The organism is Nitrospinota bacterium (assembly GCA_016217735.1).
In the GTDB taxonomy this organism is placed as follows: domain Bacteria; phylum Nitrospinota_A; class UBA7883; order JACRGQ01; family JACRGQ01; genus JACRGQ01.
The window spans coordinates 1-14,146 of record JACRGQ010000019.1 but is presented as its reverse complement, the minus strand read 5'-3'; the positions used below and the strand labels follow the sequence as shown (position 1 = coordinate 14,146).

Genomic DNA, 14,146 nt, shown 5'->3' with positions numbered 1-14,146 from the left:
CGGCGCGGTTCTCGGCGGCTGCCGGTTCTTCAGCGCCTACCCGATCACCCCGGCCACCGAAATAGCCAACTACATGGCGCAATGGCTGCCAAAGCTGGATGGCACGCTGGTGCAGGCCGAAGACGAAATCGCCTCGCTGGCAAACGTGCTGGGCGCATCCTACGCGGGGGCCAGGGCAATGACCTCCACCTCCGGCCCCGGCCTTTCGCTGATGCAAGAGCTTATCGGCCTCGCCTCGATGGCCGAGCTTCCGCTGGTCATCGTCGACGTGCAACGCGGCGGCCCCTCCACCGGCATGCCGACCAAGCACGAACAATCCGACCTGTTCATGGCCTGCCACGGCGGCCACGGCGACGCGCCACGCATCGTGCTCTCGCCCGAAAACGTGGCGGACATCATCAACCTCACCGCCGAGGCGTTCAACCTGGCCGAGGAATACCAGATGCCGGTTTTGGTTCTTTCGGACGGTTCCCTCGGCTTCCGCACCGAATCGATCACGCGGCCCGATCCCAAATCGTTCAAGCATGTCACCCGCGCCCGCTACACCGGCGGCGCGGGGTTCAAGCGGTATGAGGTCACCCCGACCGGCGTTTCGCCGATGTCGTTGCCGGGTGACGACGTGGCGGGGGCCTACATCGCCACGGGACTCGAGCACAACGAATCCTCCAACCCCAACTTCACCCCCGAGAACCGCGTGAAGCACTGCGACAAGCGCTTCGCCAAGCTGAAGACACTCGTGGACAAATACCACGCGCCGGAACTTCAAGGTGATGGCAACGCCGATGTCGGCGTCATCTCATTCGGCAGCACCATGGGCGTCACCCGCGAAGCGGTGACGCTGGCCCGCGCCGCCGGGCTGAAGGTTAAAGCGATGCACCCGCGCTTGATCTGGCCGATGCAGGTGGAGCATATAAAGGCATTTGCCGCCACCTGCAAGACGATACTGGTTCCCGAGTGCAACGCGCAGGGGCAACTCGCCGAGCTGCTCCGCGGCCAGACCGGCATCAATCCGGTAAGCTACCGGTTGTACAACGGCCTGCCGTTCTCACCCCAACAACTGCTTGCTAAAATCAAGGAGGTAATGTGATGGCTGCCACCACTGAAGCCCTGAAAGCGAAAGATTACCGCAGCGATATACGCGCCGTCTGGTGCCCCGGCTGCGGCGACTACGGCGTGCTCAACTCGGTGCAAAACGCCTTCGCGGCGCACCAGCTGCCGCTGAACAGCACCGTCTGCGTCTCCGGCATCGGCTGCTCCAGCCGCCTTCCGTACTTCCTCAAGACCTACGGCTTCCACTCCGCCCATGGCCGCTCGTTGCCGGTCGCGGCCGGCGTAAAGCTGGCCCGGCCCGACCTCGAAGTGGTGGTGTTCGGCGGCGACGGCGACCTGTTCTCCATCGGCGGCGGGCATTTCCCGCACATCGCCCGCAAGAACATGGATCTCACGCTGGTGATGATGGACAACCACATTTACGGGCTGACCAAGGGGCAGTCCTCGCCCACCTCGACCCCCGGCTCCCTCGGCACGATCACTCCTTACGGCGTACCCGATACCAACAACGTAAATCCGCTGGCCTACGCGCTGACCTACGGCGCGACCTTCGTGGCGCAGGGCTTCTCCGGAAAACCGAAACAGATGGACGCCATCATTCAGGAAGCGCTCAACCACGAGGGCTTTTCGTTCGTGAACGTGATGTCCCCCTGCCTCACCTTCAACAAAGTGGATACCACCGACTTCTTCAAAGCGGCGTTCACCGACCTGCCCGAGGATCACGACAAAGGCAACCTGGTGGCGGCGCTCGACAAGGCCTTCAACCCGCCCGCGGGCAAAGTATACAGCGGCATCTTCTTCCAAACGCGCAAGCCCACCATGGTGGAAAACCTGCGCGCCATCAACAAAAAACAGAAAGCGGATAAAAACATGGATATCAACATAGCGGTGGATTGGTTCAAACCATGAGCAAGCAACTGACCTTGGGCCTCATCAAGCCGGACGCGCTGGAGCGCGGCAAACAGGGGGCGATCATCGACCGCATCCTCTCGAAGGGTTTCAAGATCGTGGCGATGAAGCAGATCCGCCTCACCAAGGCGCAGGCCGAGGCGTTCTACGCCGAACACGCGGCGCGGCCGTTCTTCGCGTCGCTCACCGGCTATATGGTGACCGGCCCGATCATCGCGCTGGCGCTGGAAAAGGAAAACGCCATCGCCGATTGGCGCACGCTGATGGGGGCCACCAACCCCGAAAAGGCCGACGCCGGCACCATCCGCAAGGATTTCGCCGTCGATCTGGAAAAAAACTCGGTGCATGGCTCGGACAGCGAAACGTCGGCCGCGCGCGAAGTCCCCTTCTTCTTCAACGCGCTCGAATACTGATACCGTTCCAATACATCCCGGGTTCCGCAAGAACCCGGGATTTTTTTTGCCCGTATCCCCACCCCCTGTATCTTCCCGGGGCTTTGAAAATATTTTCGGGTTCCCGCTCCCCGCCTACGCGGGGACAAGCTTCGCGGGAATGCCAAAAAAAGGGATCAGGAGACGATTCTTCGGACGCGCGCGACAAGGGCTTCCGCCTGCAGCGTCTTTTTAATGAAGTCGGACGCGCCGAGCCGGAACGCCCCCTCCGCGATATCGGCATCGATGTTTCCGGTGATGACGATCGCGGGAATCATGGCGATATTCGGATTGTCCGATTTGCGCCGCAAGACCTCAAGCCCCCCGATATCCGGCAGGTTGACATCGATAAGAACCAGATGGGGAAGCTCTTTTTCCATCAGCCGCAATGCTTCCTCCCCGCCGGCCGCGTCAATCACCTCGATGCCGATACTTTTAAGAAGCATGCGGGCAAGCCCCATGTCGGCATCGGCGTTTTCCACCACCAGCGCTTTCGGCACGGCATGCGGAAAGCTGATCACCGCCGTGGTGCCGTTGCCCGGCGCCGATTCGATGCGGAGGGAACCTCCCTGCCCTTTCATCAGTTCATTGCACAGTGGAAGCCCAAGGCCGGTGCCGATCTCCCCTTCCGTGCCGTTGGTGGATTTTGACGCGTCATATTTGAAAAGCATGGCCAGATGATCCGGCGCTATGCCGGTTCCCGTATCCGCGACGAAAAGGGAGGCGGGTTCGCCGGCCCCTTTGCCGATGGTGATGGAATCCCCTTTTTTGGAAAACTTGATGGCGTTCGAGATGAGGTTCGCCAACACCTCGTGAGTCAGTTTCATGTCGCAATAGAGGCGGGTATGGGGCGGGACGGCATTGAGCACGATTATCTGTTTGCGCGCGGCGGGGCCGGTTTCCATGTCAATCGCGTATTGAACCAGGTGGCGCGCGTCGACAAACGCGGGACGGGGGCAGATGGCGCCCGATTTTATGCGGCTCAAATCCAGCAGGCCGCGGACGGTTTGAAGCATATTCTCGTTTGAGTTGATGACCAGCGTCAGGGCCGGGTCATCGGCGAAGGCCGATCCCTCATCCTTGAGGCGGGAACGGAGGTTCTTCAAGGCGAGGATGTTGTGGCCGAGGGGGCTTTTCAGGTCATGCGCCACCAGCGAAACAAATTTCTCTTCCAGCCGCATGGCGGCCTCCGCCTCCTCCTTCGCCGCTTTCAGCTTCTCCTCCGCCGCTTTGCGTTCGGTGATGTCTTCCACCAGGCCGAACAGCACAACCGGCTCATTCCGCTCGTTGCATTCCGTCCTGCCATGCGCCTTAACCCAGCGCATGGTTCCGTCCTTGCGCTGGATGCGGTATTCGTAATCCCAATCCTCGCACGTTGAAAGCGCCTCTTTGAATTTTTCATCAACCAGCGGGCGATCTTCCGGCAACGCATGATTAAGAAATGTTTCGTAAGTCCACTCCGGCAAGGCAGTTTCGTATCCAAAAATCCGGTTACAGCGCAACGAGCTCCAGACCATGCCCGTGGCCACATTCAGTTCCCACACGCCCAATTTGCCGGCATGGGCGGAAAAACTCAGCCGCTGCTCGCCTGTCCGCAGCGCTTCTTCCATCCGCTTGCGCTCGGTGATGTCCTGCACCACGCCAAACAGTTTTTTCACGCCGCTATCCGGCTGCTCGAACGATGTGATGGTGCCGGTGAGGAAAACAACGCCCCGCCCGGGAACGGTCGCATCGAAATCGTAGGAGAACACCGTCCCTTCCGCCAGGGCGCGGGCCATATGGCCGCGCAGCTTGCCCCACTGTTCCGGGGTAAAATACCCCTCTTCTTCCTTCGATGATGGCGGCCCCCGGAGGGGATCCCGCGCGAAGATTTCGTACATGGTGCTGGACCACTCGGTGCGGTTGGTGGCCGGATCATATTCCCAGTGGCCCATGCGGCCAAGGGCCAATGCTTCGATAAGCTTGAGATCGCCGACGGCCAGCAGCGCCTTCTCCCCCCCGGCTGACGCGCCGATGCCGACGATGGGGAAGCTGGCGCCGTCTTGTCCTGCCGTCTCTTGCGCCGAGGCAGGCTTTGAAGCGGGGACGGCTTTCCCGGCTTCTTTTTCCTTGTCCCTTTTTCTTTTCAAAGCTGCAAATTCATTGGCAAAAGAATAGCTGTCCACATTGCTCTCCCCTCAAATTGCCATTGATTCTAACACAATAGGTGAAATATCCGGCTGTTATCCCTGTGCCAAAGGGGAAGCATCTCTTTCCGGAAAGAGGTTTTTGACCACGAATAGCACGAATGACGCGAATGGGGAGGACGGGATGCGGGAAAAAATAAGTTTTGATTATTCGTGTCCTTCGTGGTTTATTTCCCTTCCGGAGACTCCCGCCGGGGGAATGAAGAAAGGGATGCTTCGCCGCTCCGCTCCCCCAAATGACGGCGCGCGGTTATTTCACGCCGATGATGAAGTAGTGCAGGGGGAGCACTTCGTTGTGCGTCACCCAGGCGAAACCCGCCTCTTTGAGATGCCCTTCAATGTCGGCGGCGGCGACGCGCAGTTCCGGCGGCGGCCCCATCTCCATCGGCTCCTTCTTCCAGTCGATGATGGCGATCTTGGCGCCGTCCTTCATGATGCGGAGGCATTCGGCCAAACTGGCAACCGGGTGGTGCAGCTCGTGGTGGAGGTTCTGCATCAGCACGCCGTCGGCTATGGCGTCCGGCAGCGGGATGTTTACCTCCTCCATTTTAACCAGATGGATGTTTTTCACCCCGGCGGCGTCCGATTCGGCCCGGAGGATATCGAGCATCTCCTGCGCGAGGTCGCATGCGTAGACTTTCCCCCTGGGCATTTTCCGCGCAAAGGGAACCGCGGCGAAGCCGATGCCCGCGCCGATGTCCACGAACACCTCGGGGTTGTCCAGCGCCATCTGTTCCCAAATGACTTCGGGGTTTTCCCGTTGCAGCCGCTCCGGACGGCGCAGTTTGTCCACATCACGCAAGTCGAATTTTCTTAGCAGGCCCATGCGCCACCTCCGGATGATCGGCCACTTTGTTCAATGCGCCACTTAAATTTTGCGCCAATGCGCGGAACACATCGCCGCCGCGTAACGCGCTTTACATTTCACGGTTATTTTACTACCTTAATCGATATATCCATAAATTCGCGGGATGGGAGATGTATGGCCGTTTCAGTGAACGTGACGCCGGAGGGATTCCGCGTTTTTCGCGTGCGGGGAAAGTTGATGGCCGACTCCCTGGAAGAACTGAAATCCGCGCTGGATGCCGCGGGCGAGAGGGCGTGTGCGGTGGTGAACCTCAAGGGGGCGCACATGGCCGATTCGGTGGCGGTGGGATACCTGGTGCGCCGCCACGGCATTCTCAAGCGCGGCGGCGGGGCGCTGGCGCTCTGCTGCCTGCACCCCACGGTGCTGAAGCTGCTGGCGATGGCCGGCCTTGGCAATCACTTTACCGTCCATGAACGGGAAGAGGATGCGGTGGAAGCGTTGAAAACGGCTTTCCCCGGTTTGATTCAACCGCCAAAAAAACGGGGCCGAAAGCCGAAGGAAAAAAGCTGAAGAGGATATTGGCCCCCAGGGCCGATGACGGAGGAGTGTCAGTCCCACCGAGAGATATTTACCGCCGCAGCCAGCGCTTGCAGATATTCGCCACGATATCGGGATCCATCTGCGCCAGTTGCTTGATGGTGGCGATGGTTCGCGGAAGTTCCGGCGGCAGCGGATAGGGGGGTTCTTTCCCGGCCGCCTCCGCCTTTGCCGTTCCCGCCGCGGGTTGCGGCGCCGGTTTTTTTTGCGGCGGCGCTTCTTCGGCGCGCGTCACATAAAAATAGACCGCCACCGAAGCCGCCAGCGCCAGTACCAGCAGCAGCGCGAGCGCGTAGATGTATTCCACGCTACCCCCGCGGGTGCGCTTTGGCGTGGATTCCGGCCAGCCGCGTCCGGTTGATGTGGGTGTATATCTGCGTGGTGGTCATGCTGCTGTGCCCCAGCATCATCTGCACGGCGCGCAGGTCGGCTCCGTGCTCCAGCAGGTGCGTGGCGAATGAGTGGCGCAGCACATGGGGCGATATCCGCGCGGGGATGCCGGCCTTCCCGGCGTACTTTTTTATGAGTTGCCAGAACATCTGGCGCGTCATCGGCTTTCCCAGCCTGGTGAGGAAGAGCGCCCCGGGGTTCGTCTTTTTGATATAGAGCGGCCGCGCCTTTTCGCAATACCGTTTCACCACATCCAGCGCCCGCTCGCCGATGGGAATGATCCGCTCCTTCGCCCCTTTCCCCATCGTCATGATGTAGCCGCCGGTCATGTTGAGGTCGGCGCTCTTCACGTTCACCAGTTCCGATACGCGCATGCCGGTGCTGTAGAGCAGTTCCAGCATGGCGGCGTCGCGCAAGCCCTCCTTCGCGTCCTGGTCGGGCTGCTCCAGCAGGGCGTCCACTTGCCTGCTGTTCAGCACTTTTGGCAGGTGCTTGGCCGCGCCGGGGTTTTCCATGTTTTGCGTCGGGTCGGCGTTCACATGCTTCTGCGCCACGAGATGGCGGTAGAACATCCGCAGGGCCGAGAGCTTCCGCCCGCGCGAGCGGGCCGCGATCTTGTTATCGAGCAGCGTTTTGAAGTAGCCCACCAGTTCGGCGGCGGTGATTTGCTCCAGCCCCGGGGCCGAAGGTGATTTGAAGTGCGCCAGAAACTCCGCCACGTCGCGGCCGTAGGCATCGACGGTGTTTTCCGAAAGGTTCCGCTCGACGGTGAGGTGTTCCAGCCACTCGTCCAGCAGGGGGTGGGTCATGCGAAGCCTTCGGTCTGCCGCAGGAACGGGTTGTGCCGCTTTTCGTCGCCGATGGTGCTGGTTTCGCCGTGGCCGGGGTACACGATAACCTCATCCGGCAGGACGAGCAGTTTTTGGCGGATGGAGTCGATCAACAGATCGTGATCGCCGCCGGTGAGATCGCTGCGCCCGATGGAGCCTTGAAAAAGCGTATCGCCGGTGAGAAGATGCTTGCCATTCGCCAGCAGGCAGATGCCGCCGGGGGAGTGGCCGGGGGTGTGGATCACCTGTATCATGAAGTCGCCGCACAAAGAGATCATCTCGCCGTCCTCCACCGCCCCGTCGGCCTTCGGCATCGCCTTCACCCCGTAGTAGCGCCCCAACTGAATCATCCCTTCGTCGTACGCCATCCACTCGTCATCCTTGTGGCAGAGGAACGGTATCTCGTAGTGGGCCGTCAGCGCCGCCACCGCGCCGGTGTGATCGGGATGGCAGTGGGTGTTCACGATCAGCTTCGGTTTCAGCTCGCGGCTGTTGAGGAAGTCGATGATGCGGCGGCTGCTGTCGCCCGGATCGACGATGATGGCGGCTTTGTGGCGTTCGCAATAGAGTATGTGGCAGTTCACGTCTATCGGCCCGACGGTGATAATTTCAATCTTCAATCCGTTTCCCCCGTATTTTTAACGCCTATTTTATACCACTTTGCGCCGCATTGGAGCGGGGGATGCGCGAACGGGACGGGATGACGTAGAATAAAGAAAGGTGGTAATGCCTTGCTCCTCAACCGGTATGGCCGGAAAGGAATTTTATGGTGATGGCGCCGGTCGAAAGCGACGTCCTTGTTGTCGTGGACGTGCAGAACGATTTTTGCCCCGGCGGGGCGCTTGCCGTGCCGGAGGGGGACGCGGTCGTGCCGGTCATCAACCGGCTGGCGGGATGGTTCCCGCGCGTCATCGCCACGCAGGACTGGCACCCGGCGGGCCACCGCTCGTTCGCCTCGGCGCATCCCGGAAAAAAACCGTTCGATACGGCGGAGCTTCCATACGGCGTTCAGGTTCTATGGCCCGATCACTGCGTGCAGGGAACGCGCGGCGCGGAGTTTCATCCCGCGTTGGCCATCACCCGCTGCGAACTTATCCTGCGCAAGGGATTCCGGGAACGCATAGACAGCTACTCCGCGTTTTTTGAAAATGACCGCACAACCCCCACCGGACTTGACGGCTATCTCCGCGCGCGCGGTTTCAGGCGGATTTTCCTCGCGGGGCTGGCGACCGATTTCTGCGTCTCGTACAGCGCCATCGATGCGCGCCGCGCCGGTTTTGAAACCTTCGTCATCGAAGACGCCTGCCGCGGCATAGCTGTGAACGGCTCGGTGGCCGCGGCATGGGCCGGCATGGAAAAGGCGGGGGTGCGCCGCATCGCATCCGCCGATATCGCGGCGGCGGCACGATGAACGCTCCGCATTCCGGCCTGTTCACCGACTTTTACCATCTCACGATGGCGCAGGGATATTTTGCCCAAAAGCTGGCGGGGCGGCGCGCATCGTTCGACCTGTTCTTCCGCACGCAACCGTTTAACGGCGGGTTCTCAATCGCGGCGGGGCTGGACGGCGCGCTCGATTTTTTGGAGAACCTCCGCTTCGGCGGGGACGACATCGCATACCTGAAAGAACGGAAGGTTTTCACGGACGAATTTTTGGATCACCTGCGCGGCTTTCGTTTCACCGGCGAAGTCCATGCCGTGCCGGAGGGATCGCCGGTATTTCCGATGGCCCCGCTGCTGCGGGTCGGCGGTCCGCTGGAGCAGTGCCAGATCGTGGAATCGCCGCTGTTGAACATCGTCAATTTCCAATCGCTCATCGCCACAAAGGCGGCCCGCATATCGCTGGAGGCGGGGCGCGACAACGTGCTGGAATTCGGCATGCGCCGCGCGCAGGGGCCCAACGGCGCGCTGGCCGCGTCCCGCGCCGCATACATCGGCGGCTGCGCCGCCACCTCCTGCGTGCTGGCGGGAAAAATCCACGGCATCCCGGTGAGCGGCACGCACGCCCACAGTTGGGTGATGGCGTTCCCGGACGAACTGGCCGCCTTCCGCGCTTTCGCCGGTTTGTATCCCGATAGCTGCATCCTGCTGGTGGATACCTACGACACGCTGAAGAGCGGCATTCCGAACGCCATCGCCGTGGGGCGCGAACTGGCGGCGAAAGGGAGCCGGTTGCGCGGCGTCCGGCTTGACAGCGGCGATCTGGCCTATCTAAGCGTCGAAGCGCGGAAGATGCTCGACGCGGCGGGCCTCGATTATGTGAAGATCGTGGCGAGCGGCGAGCTTGACGAGCGGATCATACACGACCTCAAATCGCAGGGCGCGAAGATAGACATCTTCGGCGTCGGCACCAAGCTGGTCACCGCAGAGGGAAGCCCCTCGTTCAGCGGCATTTACAAGCTGGCGGCGGTGGAGGCGGAGGGCGGCGCGATGGCGATGAAAATAAAGCTGAGCGAGAACATCGGCAAGTCGACGCTTCCCGGCGTCAAGCAGGTGTGGCGGCTCTTTGACCGCGATGGCGGGATGATGGCCGACCTCATCGACTTCGAGGGGGAGCGGCACGATTTCACGCAAGGAGTGTGGGGGTATCACCCCTTCCTGGAATACGAGCGGAAGTTTTATGCCGATATCGCCGCCGCCGTGCCGCTGCTGAAGCTGGTGATGATGGACGGCAAGCGCCTTGCGCCGCCGCGGCCATTGGCGGAGATTCGCGCCGCCTGCCGCGCCGGGCTGGAAACGCTGCATCCCACCATGCGCCGCCTGCTGAATCCGCACATCTATAAGGTTTCGCTGGGGCAGTCGCTCTTCGAGGCGACGCGCCGTCTGCGGATGCGGGAGAATCCGTGAGGGAGGGCTTGCGCCTGCCGGTTAACCCTTTTCATCAAATAAATGATCCCTCCCCTTTGCAAGGGGAGGTGCAGGAGGGGTTGGGGCATTTTGCACCAAGCCTGTTTTATCGGAACAACGGCTATTACTTTAACCCCACCTGAATCCTCCCCTCAAGTGAGGGGAGGAAACTTCGGGATCGAGGATAAAGCGGTATCAGTTCAGGCATGTTTGCGGCGGGCCAGCAGCGCGATGGCGACGGTGGAAAACGCCAGCGTCAGCCACGGCAGCACGTCGCCGGTCTTGGCGTAGAGCGTCGGCACCGCTTGCGCGGGAACGGCGGCCACCATCACGCCGTCCCCTTCGCCGAAATAACGCATGCTGCCCAACTCCCTGCCGTACTGGTCGGTGGCAAGCGATGTGGCGGCGCGCACCGAACGAACCATTGACACCCCTGCCGCCACGGCATTGACCCGCGCCATGCGGGAATGGATCGGGTCTATCCCCCTCCAATCGGAGGAAGGGAGCAGCACCAGCCCCGCGCCGTCACGCGCGTTGTCGAGCGCGATGCGGGGAAAATCGAAATCGTAGCAGATGGCGCCGCCCAGCGCGCCGCCGGGGATCGGGACAACCTTCGCGTGCTTCGTTCCGGCATCATGCCCATCGCCGGGAACCGGGTGGCGCTTGAAATATTCGTCCGCCACCGTGCCGTCCGGCAGGATCATCCGGTACTTGTTTTCCCAGTGGAAAGGATCGGCGGAAAGGAGCACACCGTATGCCATGACGAGGATTATCCCTTTATCTTTCGCCATCGCCTGTCCGCGCGCGGTAAAGGCGGCCTCATCGGCGGGAGCCATTATCGTCGCCGCCTCGTTCCACACAACCGTCTTGGCTCCCAAGGCGGCGGCCTTTTCGGTGCGGGCAAAAAACTCGCCGTCGTATTTCCGCAAAGCGGAAATATCGTTTTTCGCCGCCATGACTTCTTTCGCCCCCAAGGGGGAAGAGACGGCCGCCACGCGCATCGGAACGCCGGGGGCGTCTTGCGACAGCCGCAACTGGCCATATACCAGCGCGGCTGTGGTCAACGCCGCAAACAGCAGAAAGTCCCGCTTCACGGCGCGCGGCCCAACCGTATATGCCGCCGCCGCCAACGATGAACCTAGCCCAACAAGAAATGAAACACCGGTAATGCCGGTGAGCGAGGCAAGCTGGATAAGAGGCAGGTTGTCCAACTGCGTATAGGCCAGCGCCCCCCACGAGCCGCCATCGGTAAAGGAATATTGCAGCCACTCCATCGTTACCGCCAACGCGGGGAAAAGGTAAATGCCCCAGCGCAGGCCCAGCCGCCGGTGGGCCGCCGCCGCCAGCGAGATGGTGGCGAAGCAAAAGACGGCGCCCGGTATGGAGAACATCGGCGCCATGAACCAGGGAACCTGATCGGTAACGATCTTGCCCACCGTGAGGGTCATGGCCACGGCTATCACCGCGAAGAGCCGGAGGTGGCGCTTCAGTCCCCCTTCCGTATACATCGCGGCCAAAAACGGCGCGAAGGCTATCCAGCCCAACTCCGCCACGCCGAAACGCATCGATGAAAGGAATAACAGCGCGCTCCCCGCCGCCATGAACGGCCAGAAAGGGGGCGCGGAATTATTTTTTTCCGCCTGTTCCGGCGCGGGGAGTGGAAAAGTATCGCGAGTCGTTTGCATTTTCATGATAAATCCTCCTCTAACGTCGCGCGTGCTCCCGCCCAAAGCAGGCGCAATTGATGCCGGTAGGCGGCGGCATAGTTTTGTGCTCCTGCCAAGCCCAGGGTTACCGGCACACCTTGGAAAATAACGGCGAGGGCCAGAACCATTTCTTGCACATTCGTGCCGGGGGGAAGTTCCCCTTTCCTTATCGCCGTTTCAATGTGGCCGGGGAACAGCGACAGCAATCCCATCTCGGCCAGACCTTCAAAGTCGTCAATGTCCGGAAAGCGCAGCCGCTTTTCGGCCCCGGTCAGCGGCGCTATTGCCGACGTATCCTTTTCCCGCCGCCGCGCGAGGAAGGAAACAATCTCGCCCATGATTTCGGGACTTTTCCCGCACTGCCGGGCGGTGTATTGAAAAATAGATTCTATCGCCTTCACCCCCCCCGCCTCCTTTTCGATGCCGCGCGCATGGTGGGAAACCTCGATGCTCCAAAGCTGGATGAAGTAAAACAGCAGATCGCTCTTTTTGCCGAAGTAGTTAAAAAAGGTGGCATATGAAACCTCGGCGGCGGCGCATATTTCACCAAGCGTGATCTCGTCAAACGGCTTTCCGGGAAGCTGCGCGAGCGCGGCATCCAGAAGCGCAAGTTTCGTTCTTGCGAACTTGATTTCCCTGAGAGACAACTCTTTCTTCTTCATGGCCATATTATTAGGCATTAGTATATATTTTGTCAATAGTATATTTTTAGATAAAATGCTTTATTTATTAATGTGTTATTGTATGTTGCCTGGCGGCGCACGATAATTTTTCCCGTTATTTTGCCTCCAGAATGGAATTTAGCTGCGGAGAAATCCATTTTCCTGGCCGGATTTTATTTGCGTGGCGATGTGATAGCATGAAGTATCCATAGACGGGGGGATAAAATATGTGCCTTGCGGTTCCGATGGAGTTGGTTGAGAAAAGCGAATTTCGCGGCGTGGCGCGCCTCGGCGGCGTGAGCCGCGACGTGAACCTGATGCTGGTGCCGGAAGCGGGCGTGGGGGATTACGTCATCATCCACGCGGGCTGCGCCATATCGGTGCTGAGCCGGGAAGAGGCGCAACGAACGCTTGACCTGCTGGGCGAAATCGAGGGGATCGGCGATTTGGGCGGGAAGCCCGCATGAAATATCTTAGCGAGTTCCGCGACGGCGCGCTGGCGAAGAAAGTGGCGGACGCCATCCACGCCGAATCCAAAACGCCGCTCCGCATCATGGAGTTCTGCGGCGGCCACACCATCACGCTGGTGAAATACGGCATCCCGCAAATGCTGCCGGAGCAGATCGAGATGATCTCCGGCCCCGGCTGCCCCGTCTGCGTCACCACCAAAAAAGAGATCGACGCCGCCATCGAGATCGCGCGGCGGCCCGATGCGGTGCTGGCCAGCTTTGGCGACATGATACGCGTGCCCGGCACCCGCGAAAGCCTGCAACAGGCGAAATCGAAGGGAGCCAACGTGGCCGTGGTCTACTCGCCGGACGACGCGGTGAAGCTGGCGCTGGAGCAGCCCGCCAAAAAAGTGGTCTTCTTCGCCGTGGGGTTCGAGACCACCGCGCCGGTCACCGCCGCCGCCATCAGCTACGCGCGGGCGGCGAAGGCGGATAATTTTTTCATCTACTCGGCGCACAAGACAACCCCCGCGATACTGGCGGCGCTGCTGGACGGCGAAGTGCGGCTGGATGCCTTCATTTGCCCCGGCCACGTCACCACCATCACCGGCGCGGACATCTACAAGCCGCTCACCGGCGCCGGGAAGCCGTGCATCGTTTCCGGTTTCGAGCCGGTCGATATATTGCGGTCCGTACTCATGATCGTGCGGCAGGCAAACCGCGGCGTGGCGGAGACCGAAATTGAATACACCCGCGTGGCGACCTGGGCGGGCAACGCCCACGCCCAAAAGCTGCTGGCGGATATTTTCGAGCCGTGCGACGCGGTCTGGCGCGGCATCGGGCCGGTGCCGATGAGCGGCCTCACCTGCAAAGGGGCGTATGCGCGGTACAACGCCGCGCGCGAGTTCGGCATCAGCTTCGACGGCGACGAGAAAGAGACCCCCGGCTGCATCTGCGGCTCCATCCTGCGCGGCATGAAAAAGCCCGCCGACTGCAAGCTCTTCCGCAGGGCATGCAATCCGGAAAACCCCATCGGGGCCTGCATGGTGTCGGACGAGGGAACCTGCTCCGTTTACTACCGCTTCGGCGGATCGCACGCGGAGGCGGCGCATGCCAAAGTCTGAAGTGGTGACGCTGGCCCACGGCGGCGGCGGAACGGCCAGCGCCGAACTGGTGGCGCGGGTTTTCCTGCCGCACTTTGAAAACGAATTTTTACTGTCGCTCTCCGATGGCGCGCTGCTGCCCCCCATCGCCGGGCGGATCGCCGTCTCCACCGATTCG

General features: G+C 61.0%; 16 protein-coding genes. 9 read left to right on the top strand and 7 right to left on the bottom strand.

What is annotated here, in order from left to right:
- The 3 genes from HZA03_03015 to ndk form a co-directional block, all read left to right on the top strand.
- Positions 1-1,087, top strand: a 1,087-nt coding sequence (locus tag HZA03_03015; protein MBI5636923.1) for a 2-oxoacid:acceptor oxidoreductase subunit alpha, incomplete at its 5' end; no start/stop codon positions are given.
- The gene (locus tag HZA03_03010; GenBank protein ID MBI5636922.1) at positions 1,087-1,959 is read left to right on the top strand and encodes a 2-oxoacid:ferredoxin oxidoreductase subunit beta; all 873 of its coding nucleotides are present in this window, start codon (positions 1,087-1,089) and stop codon (positions 1,957-1,959) included. The genes HZA03_03015 and HZA03_03010, both read left to right, overlap by 1 nt.
- Positions 1,956-2,372 (top strand): nucleoside-diphosphate kinase, encoded by a 417-nt coding sequence (ndk, locus tag HZA03_03005; protein ID MBI5636921.1) that lies wholly within the window; start codon positions 1,956-1,958, stop codon positions 2,370-2,372. Before HZA03_03010 ends, ndk begins: the two co-directional genes overlap by 4 nt.
- Positions 2,373-2,527: 155 nt before the next feature.
- Here ndk and HZA03_03000 read toward each other — a convergent pair whose 3' ends face one another.
- Complete coding sequence (locus HZA03_03000) at positions 2,528-4,519, bottom strand: response regulator (GenBank protein MBI5636920.1); 1,992 nt, start codon at positions 4,517-4,519, stop codon at positions 2,528-2,530.
- 307 nt (positions 4,520-4,826) lie between these two features.
- Positions 4,827-5,402: a class I SAM-dependent methyltransferase gene (locus HZA03_02995; protein ID MBI5636919.1), complete on the bottom strand. Its 576-nt coding sequence runs from the start codon at positions 5,400-5,402 to the stop codon at positions 4,827-4,829.
- A 156-nt stretch (positions 5,403-5,558) separates the two neighbouring features.
- Between HZA03_02995 and HZA03_02990 the strand changes: the two genes are divergently transcribed.
- Positions 5,559-5,954: an STAS domain-containing protein gene (locus HZA03_02990; GenBank protein ID MBI5636918.1), complete on the top strand. Its 396-nt coding sequence runs from the start codon at positions 5,559-5,561 to the stop codon at positions 5,952-5,954.
- A 58-nt stretch (positions 5,955-6,012) separates the two neighbouring features.
- On the opposite strand, the gene HZA03_02985 is transcribed toward HZA03_02990, so the two are convergent.
- From HZA03_02985 to HZA03_02975, 3 genes are read right to left on the bottom strand one after another with little or no spacing between them, the layout of a single operon-like run.
- A complete protein-coding gene (locus tag HZA03_02985; GenBank protein MBI5636917.1) occupies positions 6,013-6,288 on the bottom strand; it encodes a hypothetical protein in 276 nt (91 codons plus the stop codon).
- 1 nt (position 6,289) lies between these two features.
- Positions 6,290-7,180 carry a site-specific tyrosine recombinase XerD gene (gene xerD / locus HZA03_02980; GenBank protein MBI5636916.1) on the bottom strand — a complete coding sequence of 297 codons (891 nt, stop codon included), beginning with the start codon at positions 7,178-7,180 and terminating at the stop codon, positions 6,290-6,292.
- A complete protein-coding gene (locus HZA03_02975; protein ID MBI5636915.1) occupies positions 7,177-7,821 on the bottom strand; it encodes an MBL fold metallo-hydrolase in 645 nt (214 codons plus the stop codon). Before HZA03_02975 ends, xerD begins: the two co-directional genes overlap by 4 nt.
- A gap of 152 nt (positions 7,822-7,973) precedes the next feature.
- Here HZA03_02975 and pncA point away from each other — a divergent pair, with 152 nt between their 5' ends.
- Together pncA and HZA03_02965 are read left to right on the top strand one after the other, a co-directional pair.
- Complete coding sequence (gene pncA, locus HZA03_02970) at positions 7,974-8,612, top strand: bifunctional nicotinamidase/pyrazinamidase (GenBank protein ID MBI5636914.1); 639 nt, start codon at positions 7,974-7,976, stop codon at positions 8,610-8,612.
- Positions 8,609-10,048, top strand: coding sequence for a nicotinate phosphoribosyltransferase (locus HZA03_02965; GenBank protein ID MBI5636913.1), 1,440 nt, complete (start codon positions 8,609-8,611; stop codon positions 10,046-10,048). The genes pncA and HZA03_02965 overlap by 4 nt, the downstream gene beginning before the upstream one ends.
- A gap of 200 nt (positions 10,049-10,248) precedes the next feature.
- On the opposite strand, the gene HZA03_02960 is transcribed toward HZA03_02965, so the two are convergent.
- Positions 10,249-11,733, bottom strand: a complete 1,485-nt coding sequence (locus tag HZA03_02960) for a hypothetical protein (protein ID MBI5636912.1) — start codon at positions 11,731-11,733, stop codon at positions 10,249-10,251.
- 2 nt (positions 11,734-11,735) lie between these two features.
- The gene (locus HZA03_02955) at positions 11,736-12,416 is read right to left on the bottom strand and encodes a TetR/AcrR family transcriptional regulator (GenBank protein MBI5636911.1); all 681 of its coding nucleotides are present in this window, start codon (positions 12,414-12,416) and stop codon (positions 11,736-11,738) included.
- 227 nt (positions 12,417-12,643) lie between these two features.
- Between HZA03_02955 and HZA03_02950 the strand changes: the two genes are divergently transcribed.
- From HZA03_02950 to HZA03_02940, 3 genes are all read left to right on the top strand, one after another.
- On the top strand, positions 12,644-12,883 hold the full coding sequence (locus tag HZA03_02950; GenBank protein MBI5636910.1) for a HypC/HybG/HupF family hydrogenase formation chaperone: 240 nt from the start codon (positions 12,644-12,646) through the stop codon (positions 12,881-12,883).
- Positions 12,880-13,989, top strand: coding sequence for a hydrogenase formation protein HypD (hypD, locus tag HZA03_02945; protein MBI5636909.1), 1,110 nt, complete (start codon positions 12,880-12,882; stop codon positions 13,987-13,989). Before HZA03_02950 ends, hypD begins: the two co-directional genes overlap by 4 nt.
- Positions 13,976-14,146 (top strand): hydrogenase expression/formation protein HypE (locus tag HZA03_02940; protein MBI5636908.1); only part of this gene is annotated, 171 nt, incomplete at its 3' end. The genes hypD and HZA03_02940, both read left to right, overlap by 14 nt.

Excerpts from the sequence above, each read along its gene's own strand:
- xerD (MBI5636916.1), bottom strand. The coding sequence starts at position 7,180 with ATGACCCACCCCCTGCTGGACGAGTGGCTGGAACACCTCACCGTCGAG.
- HZA03_02995 (MBI5636919.1), bottom strand. The coding sequence starts at position 5,402 with ATGGGCCTGCTAAGAAAATTCGACTTGCGTGATGTGGACAAACTGCGC.
- ndk (MBI5636921.1), top strand. The coding sequence starts at position 1,956 with ATGAGCAAGCAACTGACCTTGGGCCTCATCAAGCCGGACGCGCTGGAG.
- HZA03_02965 (MBI5636913.1), top strand. The coding sequence starts at position 8,609 with ATGAACGCTCCGCATTCCGGCCTGTTCACCGACTTTTACCATCTCACG.
- hypD (MBI5636909.1), top strand. The coding sequence starts at position 12,880 with ATGAAATATCTTAGCGAGTTCCGCGACGGCGCGCTGGCGAAGAAAGTG.
- pncA (MBI5636914.1), top strand. The coding sequence starts at position 7,974 with ATGGCGCCGGTCGAAAGCGACGTCCTTGTTGTCGTGGACGTGCAGAAC.
- HZA03_02960 (MBI5636912.1), bottom strand. The coding sequence starts at position 11,733 with ATGCAAACGACTCGCGATACTTTTCCACTCCCCGCGCCGGAACAGGCG.
- HZA03_03010 (MBI5636922.1), top strand. The coding sequence starts at position 1,087 with ATGGCTGCCACCACTGAAGCCCTGAAAGCGAAAGATTACCGCAGCGAT.
- HZA03_02955 (MBI5636911.1), bottom strand. The coding sequence starts at position 12,416 with ATGAAGAAGAAAGAGTTGTCTCTCAGGGAAATCAAGTTCGCAAGAACG.
- HZA03_02990 (MBI5636918.1), top strand. The coding sequence starts at position 5,559 with ATGGCCGTTTCAGTGAACGTGACGCCGGAGGGATTCCGCGTTTTTCGC.
- HZA03_02950 (MBI5636910.1), top strand. The coding sequence starts at position 12,644 with ATGTGCCTTGCGGTTCCGATGGAGTTGGTTGAGAAAAGCGAATTTCGC.